Origin of the sequence: Bradyrhizobium sp. 613_E4_N2_2 (assembly GCF_052075995.1) — a bacterium.
GTDB lineage: Bacteria > Pseudomonadota > Alphaproteobacteria > Rhizobiales > Xanthobacteraceae > Bradyrhizobium > Bradyrhizobium barranii.
On sequence record NZ_CP197234.1, the window covers coordinates 8,645,866 to 8,661,104 of the forward strand.

Annotated in this window: 15 protein-coding genes and 1 riboswitch; of the genes, 5 read left to right on the top strand and 10 right to left on the bottom strand. The window is 64.9% G+C overall.

Annotated elements, in window-relative coordinates:
* Both AB7290_RS41150 and AB7290_RS41155 read left to right on the top strand, forming a co-directional pair.
* A complete protein-coding gene (locus tag AB7290_RS41150) occupies positions 1-402 on the top strand; it encodes an SRPBCC family protein (protein WP_085399623.1) in 402 nt (133 codons plus the stop codon).
* Positions 403-502: 100 nt separating this feature from the next.
* Positions 503-1,006 carry a hypothetical protein gene (locus AB7290_RS41155; RefSeq protein ID WP_085399622.1) on the top strand — a complete coding sequence of 168 codons (504 nt, stop codon included), beginning with the start codon at positions 503-505 and terminating at the stop codon, positions 1,004-1,006.
* On the opposite strand, the gene AB7290_RS41160 is transcribed toward AB7290_RS41155, so the two are convergent.
* From AB7290_RS41160 to AB7290_RS41175, 4 genes are all read right to left on the bottom strand, one after another.
* Positions 1,003-2,448, bottom strand: a complete 1,446-nt coding sequence (locus AB7290_RS41160; protein WP_085399621.1) for an MATE family efflux transporter — start codon at positions 2,446-2,448, stop codon at positions 1,003-1,005. The genes AB7290_RS41155 and AB7290_RS41160 overlap by 4 nt on opposite strands.
* Positions 2,449-2,610: 162 nt before the next feature.
* On the bottom strand, positions 2,611-3,663 hold the full coding sequence (locus tag AB7290_RS41165) for a hypothetical protein (RefSeq protein ID WP_085399620.1): 1,053 nt from the start codon (positions 3,661-3,663) through the stop codon (positions 2,611-2,613).
* A gap of 104 nt (positions 3,664-3,767) precedes the next feature.
* Positions 3,768-4,181, bottom strand: a complete 414-nt coding sequence (locus tag AB7290_RS41170; protein ID WP_085399638.1) for a PAS domain S-box protein — start codon at positions 4,179-4,181, stop codon at positions 3,768-3,770.
* Positions 4,182-4,295: 114 nt separating this feature from the next.
* The gene (locus tag AB7290_RS41175) at positions 4,296-5,432 is read right to left on the bottom strand and encodes a 2'-deoxycytidine 5'-triphosphate deaminase (protein WP_094183942.1); all 1,137 of its coding nucleotides are present in this window, start codon (positions 5,430-5,432) and stop codon (positions 4,296-4,298) included.
* Positions 5,433-5,512: 80 nt separating this feature from the next.
* Positions 5,513-5,592: riboswitch (SAM riboswitch) on the top strand.
* A 63-nt stretch (positions 5,593-5,655) separates the two neighbouring features.
* Between AB7290_RS41175 and AB7290_RS41180 the strand changes: the two genes are divergently transcribed.
* Positions 5,656-6,852: an O-succinylhomoserine sulfhydrylase gene (locus AB7290_RS41180; RefSeq protein ID WP_085399619.1), complete on the top strand. Its 1,197-nt coding sequence runs from the start codon at positions 5,656-5,658 to the stop codon at positions 6,850-6,852.
* 159 nt (positions 6,853-7,011) lie between these two features.
* Here AB7290_RS41180 and AB7290_RS41185 read toward each other — a convergent pair whose 3' ends face one another.
* Genes AB7290_RS41185 through AB7290_RS41195 form a run of 3 tightly spaced genes read right to left on the bottom strand, consistent with a single transcriptional unit; the run spans position 7,012 to position 10,058 of the window.
* On the bottom strand, positions 7,012-8,001 hold the full coding sequence (locus AB7290_RS41185; RefSeq protein ID WP_071909137.1) for an SGNH/GDSL hydrolase family protein: 990 nt from the start codon (positions 7,999-8,001) through the stop codon (positions 7,012-7,014).
* Between the two features lie 12 nt (positions 8,002-8,013).
* Positions 8,014-8,793, bottom strand: coding sequence for an SGNH/GDSL hydrolase family protein (locus AB7290_RS41190; protein ID WP_063979875.1), 780 nt, complete (start codon positions 8,791-8,793; stop codon positions 8,014-8,016).
* Positions 8,793-10,058: an OpgC domain-containing protein gene (locus tag AB7290_RS41195; protein ID WP_028155148.1), complete on the bottom strand. Its 1,266-nt coding sequence runs from the start codon at positions 10,056-10,058 to the stop codon at positions 8,793-8,795. The genes AB7290_RS41190 and AB7290_RS41195 overlap by 1 nt, the downstream gene beginning before the upstream one ends.
* A gap of 180 nt (positions 10,059-10,238) precedes the next feature.
* On the opposite strand from AB7290_RS41195, the gene apaG reads away from it, so the two are divergent.
* Positions 10,239-10,631, top strand: a complete 393-nt coding sequence (gene apaG / locus AB7290_RS41200; protein WP_014491305.1) for a Co2+/Mg2+ efflux protein ApaG — start codon at positions 10,239-10,241, stop codon at positions 10,629-10,631.
* Between the two features lie 152 nt (positions 10,632-10,783).
* On the opposite strand, the gene AB7290_RS41205 is transcribed toward apaG, so the two are convergent.
* The 3 genes from AB7290_RS41205 to AB7290_RS41215 all read right to left on the bottom strand — a co-directional run bounded on the left by AB7290_RS41205 (position 10,784) and on the right by AB7290_RS41215 (position 14,179).
* Positions 10,784-11,791 (bottom strand): Hsp33 family molecular chaperone, encoded by a 1,008-nt coding sequence (locus AB7290_RS41205; RefSeq protein ID WP_085399618.1) that lies wholly within the window; start codon positions 11,789-11,791, stop codon positions 10,784-10,786.
* 256 nt (positions 11,792-12,047) lie between these two features.
* Entirely contained in the window at positions 12,048-12,971 is a 924-nt protein-coding gene (gene argF, locus AB7290_RS41210; protein WP_014491303.1) for an ornithine carbamoyltransferase, read from the bottom strand.
* Entirely contained in the window at positions 12,971-14,179 is a 1,209-nt protein-coding gene (locus tag AB7290_RS41215) for an aspartate aminotransferase family protein (RefSeq protein ID WP_085399637.1), read from the bottom strand. The genes argF and AB7290_RS41215 overlap by 1 nt, the downstream gene beginning before the upstream one ends.
* A 456-nt stretch (positions 14,180-14,635) precedes the next feature.
* Between AB7290_RS41215 and AB7290_RS41220 the strand changes: the two genes are divergently transcribed.
* Entirely contained in the window at positions 14,636-15,148 is a 513-nt protein-coding gene (locus AB7290_RS41220; protein WP_014491301.1) for a GcrA family cell cycle regulator, read from the top strand.
* Positions 15,149-15,239 lie beyond the last annotated feature (91 nt).

A 15,239-nucleotide genomic window follows, 5' to 3' on the forward strand; every position in this document is an offset into this window, starting at 1 on the left:
ATGGCCTCCATCCACAACGACATTTCCCTCCCCGTCCCGGCCCGCGACGTCTGGGACGCCGTACGCGATTTCGGCGCGCTGCCTCAGCGGCTGGCGCCGGGCTTCGTCACCGCCTGCACGCTCGACGGTGATGCACGCATCGTCACCTTCGCCAATGGATCAGTGGCGCGCGAGGTGCTGGTCGATTGCGACGATGCGCGACAGCGGCTGGTCTACGCCATCAACAACGAGCGGCTCAGGCATTACAGCGCCTCGGTGCAGGTGATCGCCGAGGGCGAGGCGAGCTGCCGCCTTGTCTGGATCATCGACATGCTGCCGAACGAGCTTGCGGCTTACGTCCAGGGGCAGACCAAGGACGCCGTCGCCGCGATACACCGGGCGTTCCCGGCTGTGGCTGCGTGATCTTTCTCACAGAGCCCTGCCCTCGCCGACCCTAACCATGGCCGCGTGCGTCCGGTTGGCTCCGCTCTCCCGGCGGAGCCACGCACGCGAGGAGCAGGCCATGAGAGGTGCGGATAAGGTGATCTGCCAGGCGGCCGCCGTGCTGCTGCTATTTTCGATCTCGAGCGCGCCGGCAAAGGCGCAGTTCCTCGGCGGCGGAGGCGCCGGCGGCGAGGACATGATGACCCAGATGGCGCCGATGCTGGAGATGATGAAGGCGAAGATGGGCAAGCGCCGCTTCGCCATGCTGATGCAGACCATGGGTCCGATGATGAGCCGCATGATGGAGAACGGCGGCGGCGGGCTCGGCGGCATGATGGGGGGCGGCGGCAGCCTGAGTGGCGGCAATTTCGGCGGTGGCTTCGGCGCGCCGAACTACGGCGACTACACGCCGATGGGCGCAGGCGGCTACATGCCGACCGGAATGGGCGGCATGGGTGGCGGCGACATCATGGGTATGCTGGGTGGTTCCGGCGGCGGCGACATGATGGCGATGATTCCGCAGCTGATGCGGCTCGCCAATGTCGGCGGCGGTGGCGGCCATCGCCGCCACAGACACCGCTAGTCTGCAACGCCCGAAAGCGCAGGCCTGATCGCAGGTTTCGTCTCGCGCGGCCCCCAGCGTGTCAGCACCACGCTGGAGCACGAGAGCAGGCCGAGCACGACCATCGAGCTCGCGGCCAGCCAGAAGAAGCTCTGCGCGGTGGCATCATGCGTCGACAGCCACCAGCCGATCGCCGCGATGTAGATCAGGCGCGCGGTCTGCGCCAGCACCGGCCCGATCACCTTGGCCGCGCCCTGCGACGAGAAATACATTGTCGAGGCGAGCCCGATGAAGGCGTAGAACGGCGCCACCGTCGACAGATATTCATGGCTGGTCGCGCGCACGGTGGCGCTGTCGGTGAAGATGTTGACCCAGAGATCTGGGAACAGCGCGACGAGGCACGCCGGCGCGCCGACGGCGACGAACGCGCTCGCACCGGCGATCCAGGCGATGCGCCGGGCGCGCGCGATGCGCACCGCGCCGATCGCCATGCCGATCATCGGCACCGAAGCGATGCCGAACGAGAACGCGATCGAGGTCAGCAAAAATTCCAGCCGCGCGCCGATGCCGTAGCCGGCGAGGATCGCAGTGCCGAACTTTGCCAGCATGTGGGTGAAGATCGAGATCGTCAGCACCGATTGCAGCGGCGAGAAGCAGGCGATGGCGCCGACCTTCAGGATATCGAAGAACATCGCCCATTGAACGCGCAGCCCGCGCAGTTTCGGTACGATTCGGGCGCGGCCGGAGAACAGGTACCAGCCCATCACACAGATGTTCATGGAATAGGCGATCAGCGAGCCGGCCGCGACGCCGCGCATGCCGAACTGCGGCACGGGCCCGAGCCCGAGGCCCAGCGTGCCGCCAAGCACGACCTGCATGACCGCGGAATTCAGCATCAACAGCGAGGGCAGCTTCATGTTGCCAGTGCCGCGCAACACGCCGGCCATGGTGTTGAGCAGCCACGGCAGCACGGCCCCGCCAAAAAACACCTGTGTGTAGGCGACCGCATGCGTCAGCACATCCCCGCGGCCACCAAGCATTTCCAGCACCTTGGGCCCGAAGATCAGCATGCCCAGCATGAAGACGAGGCCGAAGGTGATGCCGATCAAGAGCGCATGCGCGGCGAGCGTGCCGGCGCGCTCGCGGTCGCCTGCGCCGAGCGCCCGCGCGATGGCCGACGCCACGGCGCCGCCCATTGCCCCGCCGGACATCGTCATGGTCAGGATCACTGTCGGAAACACCAGCGCCATTGCCGCCAGCGCCTCGACGCCGAGCCTGCCGATATAGGAGGTCTCCGCTATCACCACACAGGTGCCGGCCGACAGCGCGACCACGTTCGGCCAGGCGAGTCCGAGCAGCGTGCGCAGAATCGGCCCGTCCATCAGCGCGCTTCGTACCGGCCGCGGAGGCGGCGGCAACGGACGCTCTTGTTCATCGACCGGGATTTCGGCGATGTCGGACATGTCCTCTCCCGGGCGCAGGCCATTCGCGGCGCGGCAATGCGTAGGTGTGCCAATAAATTTCTTCGCGCGGAAGGCGCGGCGACAGGCTTAGCACGACAATTGCCGATTCCTCCTGCGCCGGATGCAGGCGTGCCCTGCGGCAGCGCATTTCAACAGATGGAATTACTCAATGGTCCACACCAGCGGCGGCTGACCGCCCGCTGTCGGGCGCAGGTGCACGCCGATGTGCCGCCCGCATCCGGCAGCGAGCCCCTCGAACAACCCTTCCAGCACCCTGGTGCAGACGCGATGATAGTCGGCGACGTCATCCATCAGCTTCCAGCTCTGCTGACGAAATTCAAACGTGCCTTCTGATGCCGTCGTCTCGGCAGCGTCATCCTGCGCGGCAAACAGAGCGTTCAGGAACGCTGCGAACTCGCTGGCGCCACCACGGCTCATAGACAGCGCCGCGGCGACCTCGTCAAAATACTGCATCCCGATCAGCTTGCCAGTGAGGTGCAGGAGATAGCCGGCGTCTTCGGGGCCGAACAATTGCACCATGACGGGCGCGGCGGTGCGCACATATTCCATCGCGTAGTTGCGGTAGGCCTTTTCCAGCCGCGGCTTCGGCCAACTCGCGACGGGCAAGGCAGGCGCGGCTTTAGCGTCGAACAACGGCGCTTCCAGATGGCGCGCGAACACCAGGCGTTGATCCAGCCCGAGCTGGTGGTCGTACTGATAATAATAGCCTTCGAGCCCATCCTGACCGTCGACGCTCTGCTTGGTGCAGACGAAGCCGAGCCTGGTATCGCCGAGCGCGACGCCATTGTTGGCGTGCCAGCCGCGCAGCATCGCGCGGCTGACCTCACCCGGCACGCCGCAGATCGCGGTGCCCTTCCAGATCCAGCGCGGCGGCGGATAGCGGATCCAGGCTTTGCGGTCGCTCTCATACATGTACTCGACATGCACGCCGCCGATCCAGTTGGAGAGATAATGATATTGCGCGGCGGCCACCGCCGGCGGCAGATGATTGAGACCGAGCTTTTCGAGCCCCGGCAGGAAGCGCTCCTGCTGCTGGCGGCGAAACACGCGGAAGACGAATTCGGCAGCATCCGCCGTGCCGCGCCGTGTGACGACGGTGAGGATGAGTCCGGTGAAATAGGCGTGATAGAGGTCGGCGACCGCGCGCCAGCGCTTCCATTGCGCTTCTTGTGCTGCGTCTGTTGCGGCGGTCATGTTCGCTCCCGATCGTTGTTTTGATCGAGTGTGTCACTGCGACCTGTACGAGGCAACCTGACGCTCAGGCAGAGCGCCCTGCACGCCAGCCCGTCAATTCCGCATCACGAATTTTGCGCAAGCCTGGCCCCACGCTCGCGCTCGACGCGTTCGGTGACGTCGCGCGCCATCGCGACCGATCCGACCACGGCACCACCGGCATCGCGCACCAGCGCGAAGGTCATCTCGATGTAGAGCTTGCGTCCGCTCTGGTGCAGCGCGCGGGTCAGCGTCGGCCTGCCCGCAAGCTTCATCGCCCCGGTGGCAAGCGCAGCTTCGAAGCCCTTCCAGTGCGCGGCGCGCAGATGTTCGGGAATGATCAGATCGAGGTTCTGGCCGAGCGCTTCGTCGGCGGAGAAGCCGAACAAGGCGGTCGATGCACGATTCCAGCGCGTGATGGTGCCAGAGCGATCCGAATAGATCAGCGCGTCCGCGACGTCGTCGAGGATTCTTGCGTCGAGTTCGGATTGAACACTCATCTCGCCACCTCGCATGCAGCCGGATTTCAGCTTGCATCCCGGCAGTAGTCAATCGAGGGGCTGCGGCGTACTGGATGCCCCGGTCAAGCCGGGGCATGACAGTAGAGTGTGGAGCTACACCCGAAAATGCTTCGATAGTTTGAGGCCCTGCGCCTGGTAGTTCGAGCCGATGCGCTGGCCGTACATCGCGTCGGGGCGCGCCAGCATTTTCTCGTAGACGAGACGGCCGACGATCTGGCCGTGCTCGAGAATGAACGGCACCTCGCGCGAGCGCACTTCGAGCACGGCGCGCGATCCCTGCCCGCCAGCTCCGGCATAGCCGAAGCCGGGATCGAAGAAGCCGGCATAGTGCACGCGGAACTCGCCGACCAGGGGATCGAACGGCACCATCTCCGCGGCGTAGTCGGGCGGCACCTGCACGGCTTCCTTGGAGGCGAGGATGTAGAACTCGCCGGGGTCGAGGATCAGGCTGCCGTCGGGACGCGCCGAGATCGGTTCCCAGAAATCCTCCACCGCATAGCCGGAGCGGCGGTCGACGTCGACGACACCGGTGTGGCGCTTGGCGCGATAGCCGACGAAGCCGTTGGCCTTCTCGCCGGAGAGGTCGACGGAGACGGCAACGCCGCCGGTGAGATCGGCATCGTCGAGATCGACGAGACGCTCGGTCGCATGCAGCGCCTCGAGCTCGTCGATGTTGAGGATGGCATCTCCGGTGCGGAAGCGTACCTGGCTCAGGCGCGAGCCCTCGCTGACCAGTACCGGAAACGTCTTCGGGCTGATCTCGGCGTAGAGCGGGCCGTGATAGCCGGCGCCGATCATGTCGAAGCGTCGGGTGCCGTCGGCGATGACACGGGTGAAGACATCGAGCCGGCCGGTCGAGCTTTTCGGGTTCGCGGCGGCGACGATCTCCGGCGGCAGCGCCAGGCTTTCCAAGAGCGGCACGATGTAGACGCAGTTGGTCTCCAGCACTGCGCCATCGGCGAGGCTGAACTCGTGCAGCTTTAACTCGTCGATGCGCTCGGCGACGGTCGCGCCGGGACCCGGCAGGAAGCTGGCGCGAACGCGATAGGCGATGTCGCCGAGGCGAAGGTCGAGGCTCGCCGGCTGGATCTGGCTTTCGACGAAGTCATAAGCGGGCAGGATGAGGCCCGCCTTCGCCATCGCCGCGATCATGCGGTCGGGCAGGATACCATTGGCGTCGGCGGCAACCGTGAAGCTCAACCGGGGGTCCTCGTCAGGGGTCAAATGCATCCGGACATGCGGGAAATAGCAGCCTTTTACGGCTATCCGATGGACGCCTTGACGGAAAGGCCATTGCGGAATATGAGCATCACTTATCCCGTGGTGATTTGAGCCGGCCGGCTTGCAGCCACGTTAAATAAGTCGCTAAACAGGCCGGGGACCTCTGTGATCCCGGCCCGTGGAAGTTATCCAGGCCGGTGACCATTTTCGATGGTCACGCAGAGGAGGTCCTATGTCGAAGTCCCCGGCGTCCACCACGCAATACCGTCCCGAAACCCGCCTGGTCCATTCCGGCACCCTGCGCTCGCAATATGGCGAGACGTCGGAGGCGCTGTTCCTGACCCAGGGCTACGTCTACAACAGCGCCGAGGAGTGCGAGGCGCGGTTCAAGGGCGAGGACCCCGGCTTCATCTATTCGCGCTATTCCAACCCGACCATCTCGATGTTCGAGCGCCGCATGATCGAGCTCGAAGGCGCCGAAGCCGCCCGCTCGGCCGCGACCGGCATGGCCGCGGTGACGACCGCGATCCTGGCGCCGCTGAAGGCCGGCGATCATGTGGTGGCCTCGCGCGCCCTGTTCGGCTCCTGTCTCTACGTCATTCAGGATCTCTTGCCGCGCTACGGCATCGAGACGACGCTGGTCGACGGAGCCGATCTCGACCAGTGGCAGCGCGCCTTGCGGCCGAACACCAAGACGTTCTTCCTGGAGAGCCCGACCAACCCGACGCTCGACGTGCTCGACATTCCAGGGATCGCCGAGATCGCGCACAGCGGCGGCGCGCGGCTCGTCGTCGACAACGTGTTCGCGACGCCGATCTGGCAGAGCCCGCTCGCGTTAGGGGCCGACGTCGTGGTCTATTCCGCGACCAAGCACATCGACGGCCAGGGCCGTTGTCTCGGCGGCATCATCCTGTCGTCGGAAGCGTTCATCGCCGAGCACATCCACAATTTCATGCGCCAGACCGGCCCGTCGATCTCGCCGTTCAACGCGTGGGTCCTGCTCAAGGGCCTGGAAACGCTCGGCGTACGCGTGCGCGCGCAGACCGAGACGGCGGGACGCATCGCCGACGTGCTGGCGAGCCATCCGAAGATTTCGCGCCTGGTCTATCCCGGCCGCGCCGATCATCCGCAGGCAGCTCTCGTGAAGAAGCAGATGCGCGGCGGCTCGACGCTGGTCGGCTTCGAGGTCAAGGGCGGCAAGCAGGGTGCGTTCCGCGTGCTCAACGAGCTCAAGCTTGCAAAAATCTCGAACAATCTCGGCGATGCCAAGAGCCTCGTCACGCATCCGGCGACCACGACGCATCAGCGCCTCAAGCCGGAAGACCGCGCCGCGCTCGGAATCAGCGAGGGCTTCATCCGCTTCTCGGCGGGGCTCGAGCATGCGGATGATCTGATCGAGGATCTGACTGCGGCGCTGGAGAAGGCGTGAGGGCTTCACGAGCTCGGAACGTAGGGTGGGCAAAGCGACTTGTCCGCCGTAGCTCGAAGAGCGAAGGCGGAAGCGTGCCCACCATTCACGATCATATCGCCGATAGATGGTGGGCACGGCGCGCGAAGAGCGCGCCTTTGCCCACCCTACGGCACCGAGCTACATCGGCCGATACGTCCGCACGTCGGCGGGCACGTTGACGCCGAGCTTGATCTGGCCGACGGAGCGGATGATGTCGTCGCCGAGGATCTGCGCGAAGCAGGCATAGCCCCAATCGTTCATATGCAGGCCGTCGGCGATCACGAAACTCTCGACCGGGATCGATTGATTCTCGTGCCAGTCGCGCATCACCTCGAAGCGGGGGAAGATGCCGACGTGACGGAGCTCGGCGACCTTGCCGAGCAGGTGCACCATCTTGCCGGCGCTCTCCTTGCGCTGGTTGACGGCCGGCGAATATTGCGGATCGACCAGCACGATGTCGGCGCCGCCAGCGGCCTGGATGCGGGAGATGCCGTCCTCGACCATCTTGGCGGTGTCACCGGGATCGAGATTGCGCAGCACCGCATTGGTGCCGACCTGCCAGATCACGAGATCCGGATGCACGTCGATCACCTCCTTCTGGAGGCGCTTCATCATCTCGGGCGCGTCCTCGCCGCCGACGCCGGCGTTGATGACGGTGATGTCGGCGGTCGGATATTGCCGGCGGAGCTGCGCGGCGAGACGGTTCGGATAGTTGAAATCGGGCGAGCTCGCGCCATAGCCTGCCGTCGACGACGAGCCGAACGCGACGATCACGACGGGTTTGCCGGCGACGAGCTTGCCCGCGACATGCGGCAGCGAGCCCATCGCCTTCGAGCCACCCTTCGGCGTGAGGCAGGGCACGCGGCTGAAAATGTCCCCGGCGGATTTCGCGACCTGCTTCACCTTGTCGATGGCGCGGGCGGTCACGCCGCGCTGCTCGTGGGACGTCGCGGCGACGGTGGTCTGGGAAGGCGAAGCGGAAGCCGGACTAGCGGCCTGCTGCGGCGCGGGCGTTGCCTGCGTGGCCTGCGCCTGCACTGGTGCCAGCGACACCGGCGTCAGGAGCAGCAGAGCCGCCGCGGGCGCAGCCAGCCATGCAGTCAACCAAAAAGGGCGGAGAGAACTCATTAACGCTAGACCTCAATTTTGCTGCTGGGCCGGCCCCAGATGGGCTGCGTCGATCACAAACTGTGCCAACGCCCGGCCAAGGCAGTCATGGACCTGTTTCGCCAGCTCTGGCCCGCGGGACGGGCTGAACAGGTCGAACTGACCCTGATCATTCCACTGCCGCATGATCGCGAAACGGTCGAACAGCGGGATGTCATGCTCCTGCGCCACCACCCGCATATTGTCGAGATAGGGCGGCACCGAGATCATGGTTTCGGTACGCGGGCTGTACTGCAAGTTCATCAACACGACGTCAGCCCCTGCTTTTTGCAGCGCGGAAACCCCTTCGGTTACCGCCCCGCGAAAATCATCGGGATCAATCGCTCGGATAGCATCCACAGTCCCGGTCTGCCAGATGACCAAAGTAGGCCTTTTTGCTTCCATCAGCTTAACGAAGGTGGCGGCCGCCTCCTCGGCCGTCTTCTTGCTCTGTATTTCTACGGAGACGTGCACGGTCTCCGACGGCAGCAGCCTGTCCTGCAGGATGGCCTGCATGCGCGCCGGATAGGAGCTGTCCTCCGAGGCCGGAATCGTGGTCGAACGGCTGCCGATGACGAGGATTTCGAGCGGTTTGCCGGCCTTGATGGCATCGGCGACCCTCGGAAGCTGGCTTTCAGTGGTGAGCAGATAGGATGGCAATTCGCAGGCCGGGGGCGCGGCCGGAGCAGCCGGCACGGCATCGCCCGCGCGCGCCAGGGGCGCGGCGAGGTTACCGCACAGCAGGACCAGGCTCAGGAGAACCTTCGCCTTCATCAGCCCCCTCCCGCCAGATCGGCGTTGCCGACGGCGTTTTTGGTTTTCGCACCGCTCTTGTCAGCCACGCGCTTGTACCACGAAATCACCCATGCAACGCCCCACATGATCAGGATTCCGGAGAGACTAATCAGCGCATGCATGGCTGCGCCGCCGGAGACTTCGGCCAGGATGAAATGGCCGGCGAAGGCGAGGAAGACGCCGAGACAAAAGATCTCGAGGGAATGCTGGCCGCAGAGGATCAGCGGCCGCAGCCAGGGCGATTTCAGGCCCGGCCATTCCCGGGGCAGGAAGCGAACGGTGAGCGCGGCGAACGCCAGGAAATGCGTGAAGCGCAGCACGTCGAGATCGGCCTTGTCGATCGGATACATCCACTGCTCGAGCCGCCTCGGCATGAAGTGGGAGAGCTGCGGCACATACCAGGTCAGCGTCACGTAGAACGCCGCGACGAGATAGGCGATCGATATCCACATCGTGACGCGGGACGCCAGGATGCGCGACATGCGTCGCGCACCTCCGAGCGCACACCATGCACCGAATACGAAAAGCAATTGCCAGGCGAAGGGATTGAACGCCCAGAAGCCGTTCGGATAGGCCGACAGATAGAGGTCGTATTCCCAGGTCACCGCGTAGAGCACGACCGAGAGGCCGAGCGTCACGTCGGGCCGCCATTTCATCAGCCACAAGATCAAGGGCAGCGCCAGCATCAGCACGATATAGAGCGGCAGCACGTCCATGTTGACCGGACGAAAGCGCAGCAGCAGCGCCTGCACGATCGTGACATCGGGCTGCTTGAGGAAATCCATGATGCCCATCTCTTCGGTGTAGAGCGGGTTCTCGAACCTGGTCGCAACGTAGGAGATTTCGGCGAGGAAGATCGTGAACAGAAAGACGTGGGCGACATAGATCTGCCAGACGCGCCGCAGGATGCGCGCGGTGGCGACGACGAAGCCGCTTTCGAGCATGGCACGACCGTAGACGAACGCCGCGGTGTAGCCGGAGATGAAGATGAAGATCTCGGTGGCGTCGCTGAAGCCGTAATTGCGGATCGTGAACCAGGTCAAAAGGCTCGGCGGCAGATGGTCGACGAAGATCAGCCACAGCGCGAGCCCGCGGAACAGGTCGAGCCGGAGCTCGCGCTCGCCGATGGCGGGCAGCGTGATGGCCGGCGCGGCGGAGCGCGGCTTCGCCTCCGCAGGTCTGGCCTCCGCAGGCTTGCCGGTTCCCGCGATCGTCGATCCCGTCACTTGGTCGGCAATGGTCATCGGGGGTTCGAAACCCTTCCGCAAATCGCGACGTGTCATGGAGTGTACAGGTCCGGCCGTCGTCTCGCAAAGCGGCCGGATCACATTGGGTCTACTTCCTCGGCAATTCTGGCGGCACGATGTCACCAAAACCGCCTGCGGGCGTTGGTTCCCGGCCGGGTTTTCGTTATGATGGCCGCCATGTATCGCGCCGTGACCCGCCAGATCGAAGTGACCGTCGAGCCGAACTTTGTTCCGGAGCAGTCGTCGGCTGACCGCTCCCGCTATTTCTGGTCCTACACCATCGTCATCACCAATTCCGGCGACGAAACCGTGCAGCTGAAGACGCGGCACTGGATCATCACCGACGCCACCGGCCGCCAGCAGGAGGTCAGGGGCGAGGGCGTCGTCGGCGAGCAGCCGACCCTGGCTCCCGGCGAGCGCTTCGAATACACCTCCGGCGTGCCGCTCGCGACCGCCTCGGGCTTCATGACCGGCCGCTACCAGATGGTCAGTGAAAGCGGCGAACGCTTCGAGATCGACGTGCCGACGTTCTCGCTGGACAGCCCGGACAACAAGCGGGTGTTGAATTAGCCCGGTGCCGTAGGCGCCGTAGGGTGGGCAAAGGCGCAAAGCGCCGTGCCCACCATTCCAAACGTGGCGCATAAGATAGTGGGCACGCTGCGCTTTGCCCACCCTACGACTGGATTGCTTCGCTGCGCGCGCAACGACGGAGGATGCGACGCCTACGCGTCTTCCACGCCGGCCTCGTGCGGCGTGAACTGGTACACCGACGAGCAGAACTCGCAGGTCACGACGACCTTGTCGTCCTTGACCATGGCGGCGCGGTCGTCGGGCGAGAAGCTCTTCAACATCGCACCAACCGCGTCGCGCGAGCAGGAGCATTGCGCCTTCAGCACCAGCGGATTGAACACGCGCACGCCACGCTCGTGGAACAGGCGGAACAGCAGCCGCTCGCCGGAGAGTTCGGGGTCGATCAGCTCGACGTCCTCGACGGTCTCGACCAGCGAACGCGCCTCGACCCAGGCGTCGTCTTCGGCGACAGCATGCACCTCCGCGCCTTCGGGCGCATCGCCGGGATGCAAATCGGCCTGCCGCGCGCGCTCGGGCGCCTTCGGCAGGAACTGCATCAGCATGCCGCCGGCGCGCCAGCGATGCTTGCCGCCGTCGTTCGAGCGCCACTCCTCGCCGACCGCGAGACGCACGCGCGTCGGGATCTGCTCGGAGCGCAGGAAATATTCGTGGGCGGCATCTTCCAGGCTGCCGCCGTCGAGCGCGACCAGACCCTGGTAGCGGCTCATGTCGGGACCCTGGTCGATGGTCATGGCGAGATGACCGTTACCGAGAAGCGTGCCGGAATCTTTTGTCTCGCCGAGGCGCTCGGCATCGTAGCGCGCATAGGCGCGCAGGCGATCCGGCGCCATGTAGTCGACGACCAGGAACGACACCGGACCGTCGGTCTGGGCCTGGAGGATGAAGCGGCCCTCGAACTTCAGCGCCGAGCCGAGCAGCGTCGTCAGCACGATGGCCTCGCCGAGCAGCTTGCCCACGGCAGCGGGATAATCGTGCTTGGTCAGGATCTCGTCGAGCGCGGGACCGAGCCGCACGAGGCGGCCGCGCACGTCGAGTGCGTCGACCTCGTAAGGCAGCACGGCGTCATCGATGGGAACCGCTGATGGTGCGCGAACCGGGCCTTCAGGCCCGGTATTCATGTCAGGGGATTGGGAAACCATGGCGCTTTATCTGGGGTCGATGGAGGAAAATGGAAGAGGGCTCAAGGGTGGTGTGTTCCGGATGCACTTATGATCGCTCAGGATCCTGCAAATTCGATGTCGTCCCGGCGCGCGCAAAGCGCTGATACGGGACCCATAGCCACAGGATTACGCGATAGCCCGCGTAGCCCGGATGGAGCGTAGCCCAATCCGGGACCACTCCAACTGCGGACACAAACCCGGATTTCGCTGCGCTCCATCCGGGCTACAAGTGAGATTACTTCACCGCGTCAAAGCACCAGGCCAGAATGCCCTTCTGCGCATGCAGGCGGTTTTCGGCCTCGTCGAACACGACCGATTGCGGGCCGTCGATCACTTCGTCGGTGACCTCCTCGCCGCGATGGGCGGGCAGGCAATGCATGAACAGCGCATCGGGCTTGGCCAGCGACATCAGCTTCGAATTGACCTGATAGGGCTTGAGCACGTTGTGACGGTGCTCACCTTCCTTGTCGCCCATCGACACCCAGGTGTCGGTGACGACGCAGTCGGCCCCCTTCACGGCGGCCTCGGGATCGGTGCCGAGCACGATCGGCGCGCCGGTGGCCTTGATGAAGTCCCGCATTACCTTTTTCGGCGCAAGCTCCGGCGGCGTCGCGACATTGAGCTTGAACTTGAAGCGCTCGGCGGCATGCGCCCAGGACGCCAGCACGTTGTTGTCGTCGCCGGTCCAGGCCACCGTCCTGCCCTCGATCGGGCCGCGATGCTCTTCGTAGGTCATGAGGTCGGCCATCACCTGGCAAGGGTGCGAGCGCCGTGTCAGGCCGTTGATGACGGGCACCGTCGCATATTCCGCCAGCTCCAGCAGGGCCTCGTGATTGAGGATGCGGATCATGATGGCGTCGACATAGCGCGACAGCACGCGCGCCGTGTCGGCGATGGTCTCGCCGCGGCCGAGCTGCATCTCGGCGCCGGTCAGCATGATGGGCTCGCCGCCGAGCTGGCGCATGGCGACGTCGAACGAGACGCGGGTGCGCGTGGAGGGACGCTCGAAGATCATCGCCAGCGTCTTGCCTTCCAGCGGCTTCACCGGCTGGTGCGCTTTCTGCTTCGCCTTCATGGCGGAGGAGGCCGCGAGCATGCTCTTGAGCTCCGACAACGGGAGCTCGTTGATATCCAGAAAGTGCTTCGGGGACTTGCTCATCAGCTCGCCGCCCGCTTGGTCTGACTGGACGAGATCGCGGCGCAGGCGCGCTCGAGCCGCCCGACGCTGTCCTCGATTTCGGCTTCGGTGACGATCAAGGGCGGCAGGAAGCGCACGACATTGTCGCCGGCGCCGACCGTGAGCAATTTTTCGTTGCGCAATGCCGCGCCGAGATCGCCTGATGGCACCACGGCCTTGATGCCGATCAGAAGGCCTTCGCCGCGCACTTCGCTGACGATGTCAGGATAACGATCGATCACGGAGGCGAGCTTCTGCTTGAGCAGCAGCGACATCTTCTGCACGTGATCGAAGAAGCCGGGCTTGAGCATGACGTCGAGGACGGCGTTGGCAGCCGAGATCGCGAGCGGATTGCCGCCGAAGGTCGAGCCGTGCGAGCCGGGCCCCATGCCGGCAGCCGCGTCCGCGGTCGCCAGCACCGCGCCGATCGGGAAGCCGCCACCGAGCGCTTTGGCCAGCGACATCACGTCAGGCGTGACGCCGGTGCGGCGATGCGCGAACAGATCGCCGGTGCGGCCCATGCCGGTCTGCACCTCGTCGAACGCGAGCAGCAGGCCCTTCTCATCGCAGAGCTGGCGCAACGCCCTCAGGAAGGCGGGCGTTGCCGAACGCACGCCACCCTCGCCCTGGATCGGCTCGATCAGGATGCCGGCGGTCTGCGGACCGATCGCCTTCTTGACGGCGTCGATATCGCCATGCGGGACCTGGTCGAAGCCGTCCATCGGCGGGCCAAACCCTTCGAGATATTTTGCCGAACCGGTCGCGGCGAGCGTTGCCAGCGTGCGGCCGTGGAAGGCGCCTTCGAAGGTGATGATGCGGTAACGTTCCGGATGACCCTTGGAGAAGTGATGATGGCGGACGAGCTTGATCACACCTTCCAGCGCTTCGGCGCCGGAATTGCAGAAGAACACGAAGTCCGCGAAGCTTTCGTTGCACAGACGCGCGGCGAGCTTCTCGCCGTCCGGGCTCTGGAACAGGTTCGACATGTGCCAGAGTTTGGTGGCCTGCTCTTGCAACGCTTTGACCAACGCAGGGTGAGCATGGCCGAGCGCATTCACCGCCACGCCCGAGGTGAAATCGAGATAGCGATCGCCATTGGTCGCAATCAGCCAGCAGCCTTCACCGCGCTCGAAACCGAGGTCGGACCTGGCGAAAACGGGGAGCAAATGCGGCGCTGCGCTGTTAGTCATGACGATCACTTGAATGTTGCGGACGGCGTGAGCGTGCATTGCGCAACGCACCATTGACCGGCCCGGAAAACGAAACGTGCCGCCTTTTAAGGGCGGCACGCGAGACTATCTTATGCCTGGTGAAACCGGTGTCAATGCCGCCCGGAAAGCCTCGCGAAACGCAGAATCCGTAGTCTTGCGGTGGCGATTTTGCGTATTTCCGCCACGGAACATGTGGAAGCGAGTCGGCGGACTCTTGCGCGTGAGTCACGCCATATTGTAGCGTTTGGCTTGTCAGATACGACATCTCGTGCAGCAGTTCTGATCCTCTAAGTCCTCATGTACCGGCGTAAGCGTTCGGGCGCATCTGGTGCGCCCGGCGAGCCTTAAGGGATTCTGGCGGCACGGGTTTTTCGAAGCTTAGGCATTCGCCGTGCGGCCGCCAGGATGGCAGGCGCCGGCGAAGGAAAGGGTGCAATGACCGTTTTGACCTGGTCGGATGATCGCGTCGAGCAGCTGAAAAAGCTCTGGGAGGCCGGGCTTTCGGCCAGCCAGATCGCCGCTGAACTCGGCAATGTGACCCGCAATGCCGTAATCGGCAAAGTGCACCGGCTCGGCCTGTCGGGCCGCGCCAAGAGCCCTTCATCGGCAGCGCCGCGGCCGCGCAAGGCACGCCCCGCCCAGCACATGATGCGGGTGACCCGCCCGATCGCGCGCGGCAACACCGCGCTGGCGCAAGCCTTCGAAGTCGAGGTCGAGGCCGAACCGGTCACCTACGACAACGTCGTGCCGATGAGCCAGCGGCTGTCGCTGCTGGAGCTGAACGAGGCCACCTGCCACTGGCCGGTCGGCGATCCCTCGAGCCCGGATTTCTTCTTCTGCGGCGGCAAGGCGCTCTCCGGCCTGCCCTACTGCGCCCAGCACTCGCGCGTGGCGTATCAGCCCGCGGCCGATCGCCGGCGCGCGCCGGCGAAGCCGGGTCCGCGCTGAGGTATCGGATTAGCTGACTACGAAGACGGCGCCGTCACGCGATGACGGCTCAACTCACTCGGTGTCGTCCCTGCGAACGCAGGGACCCATA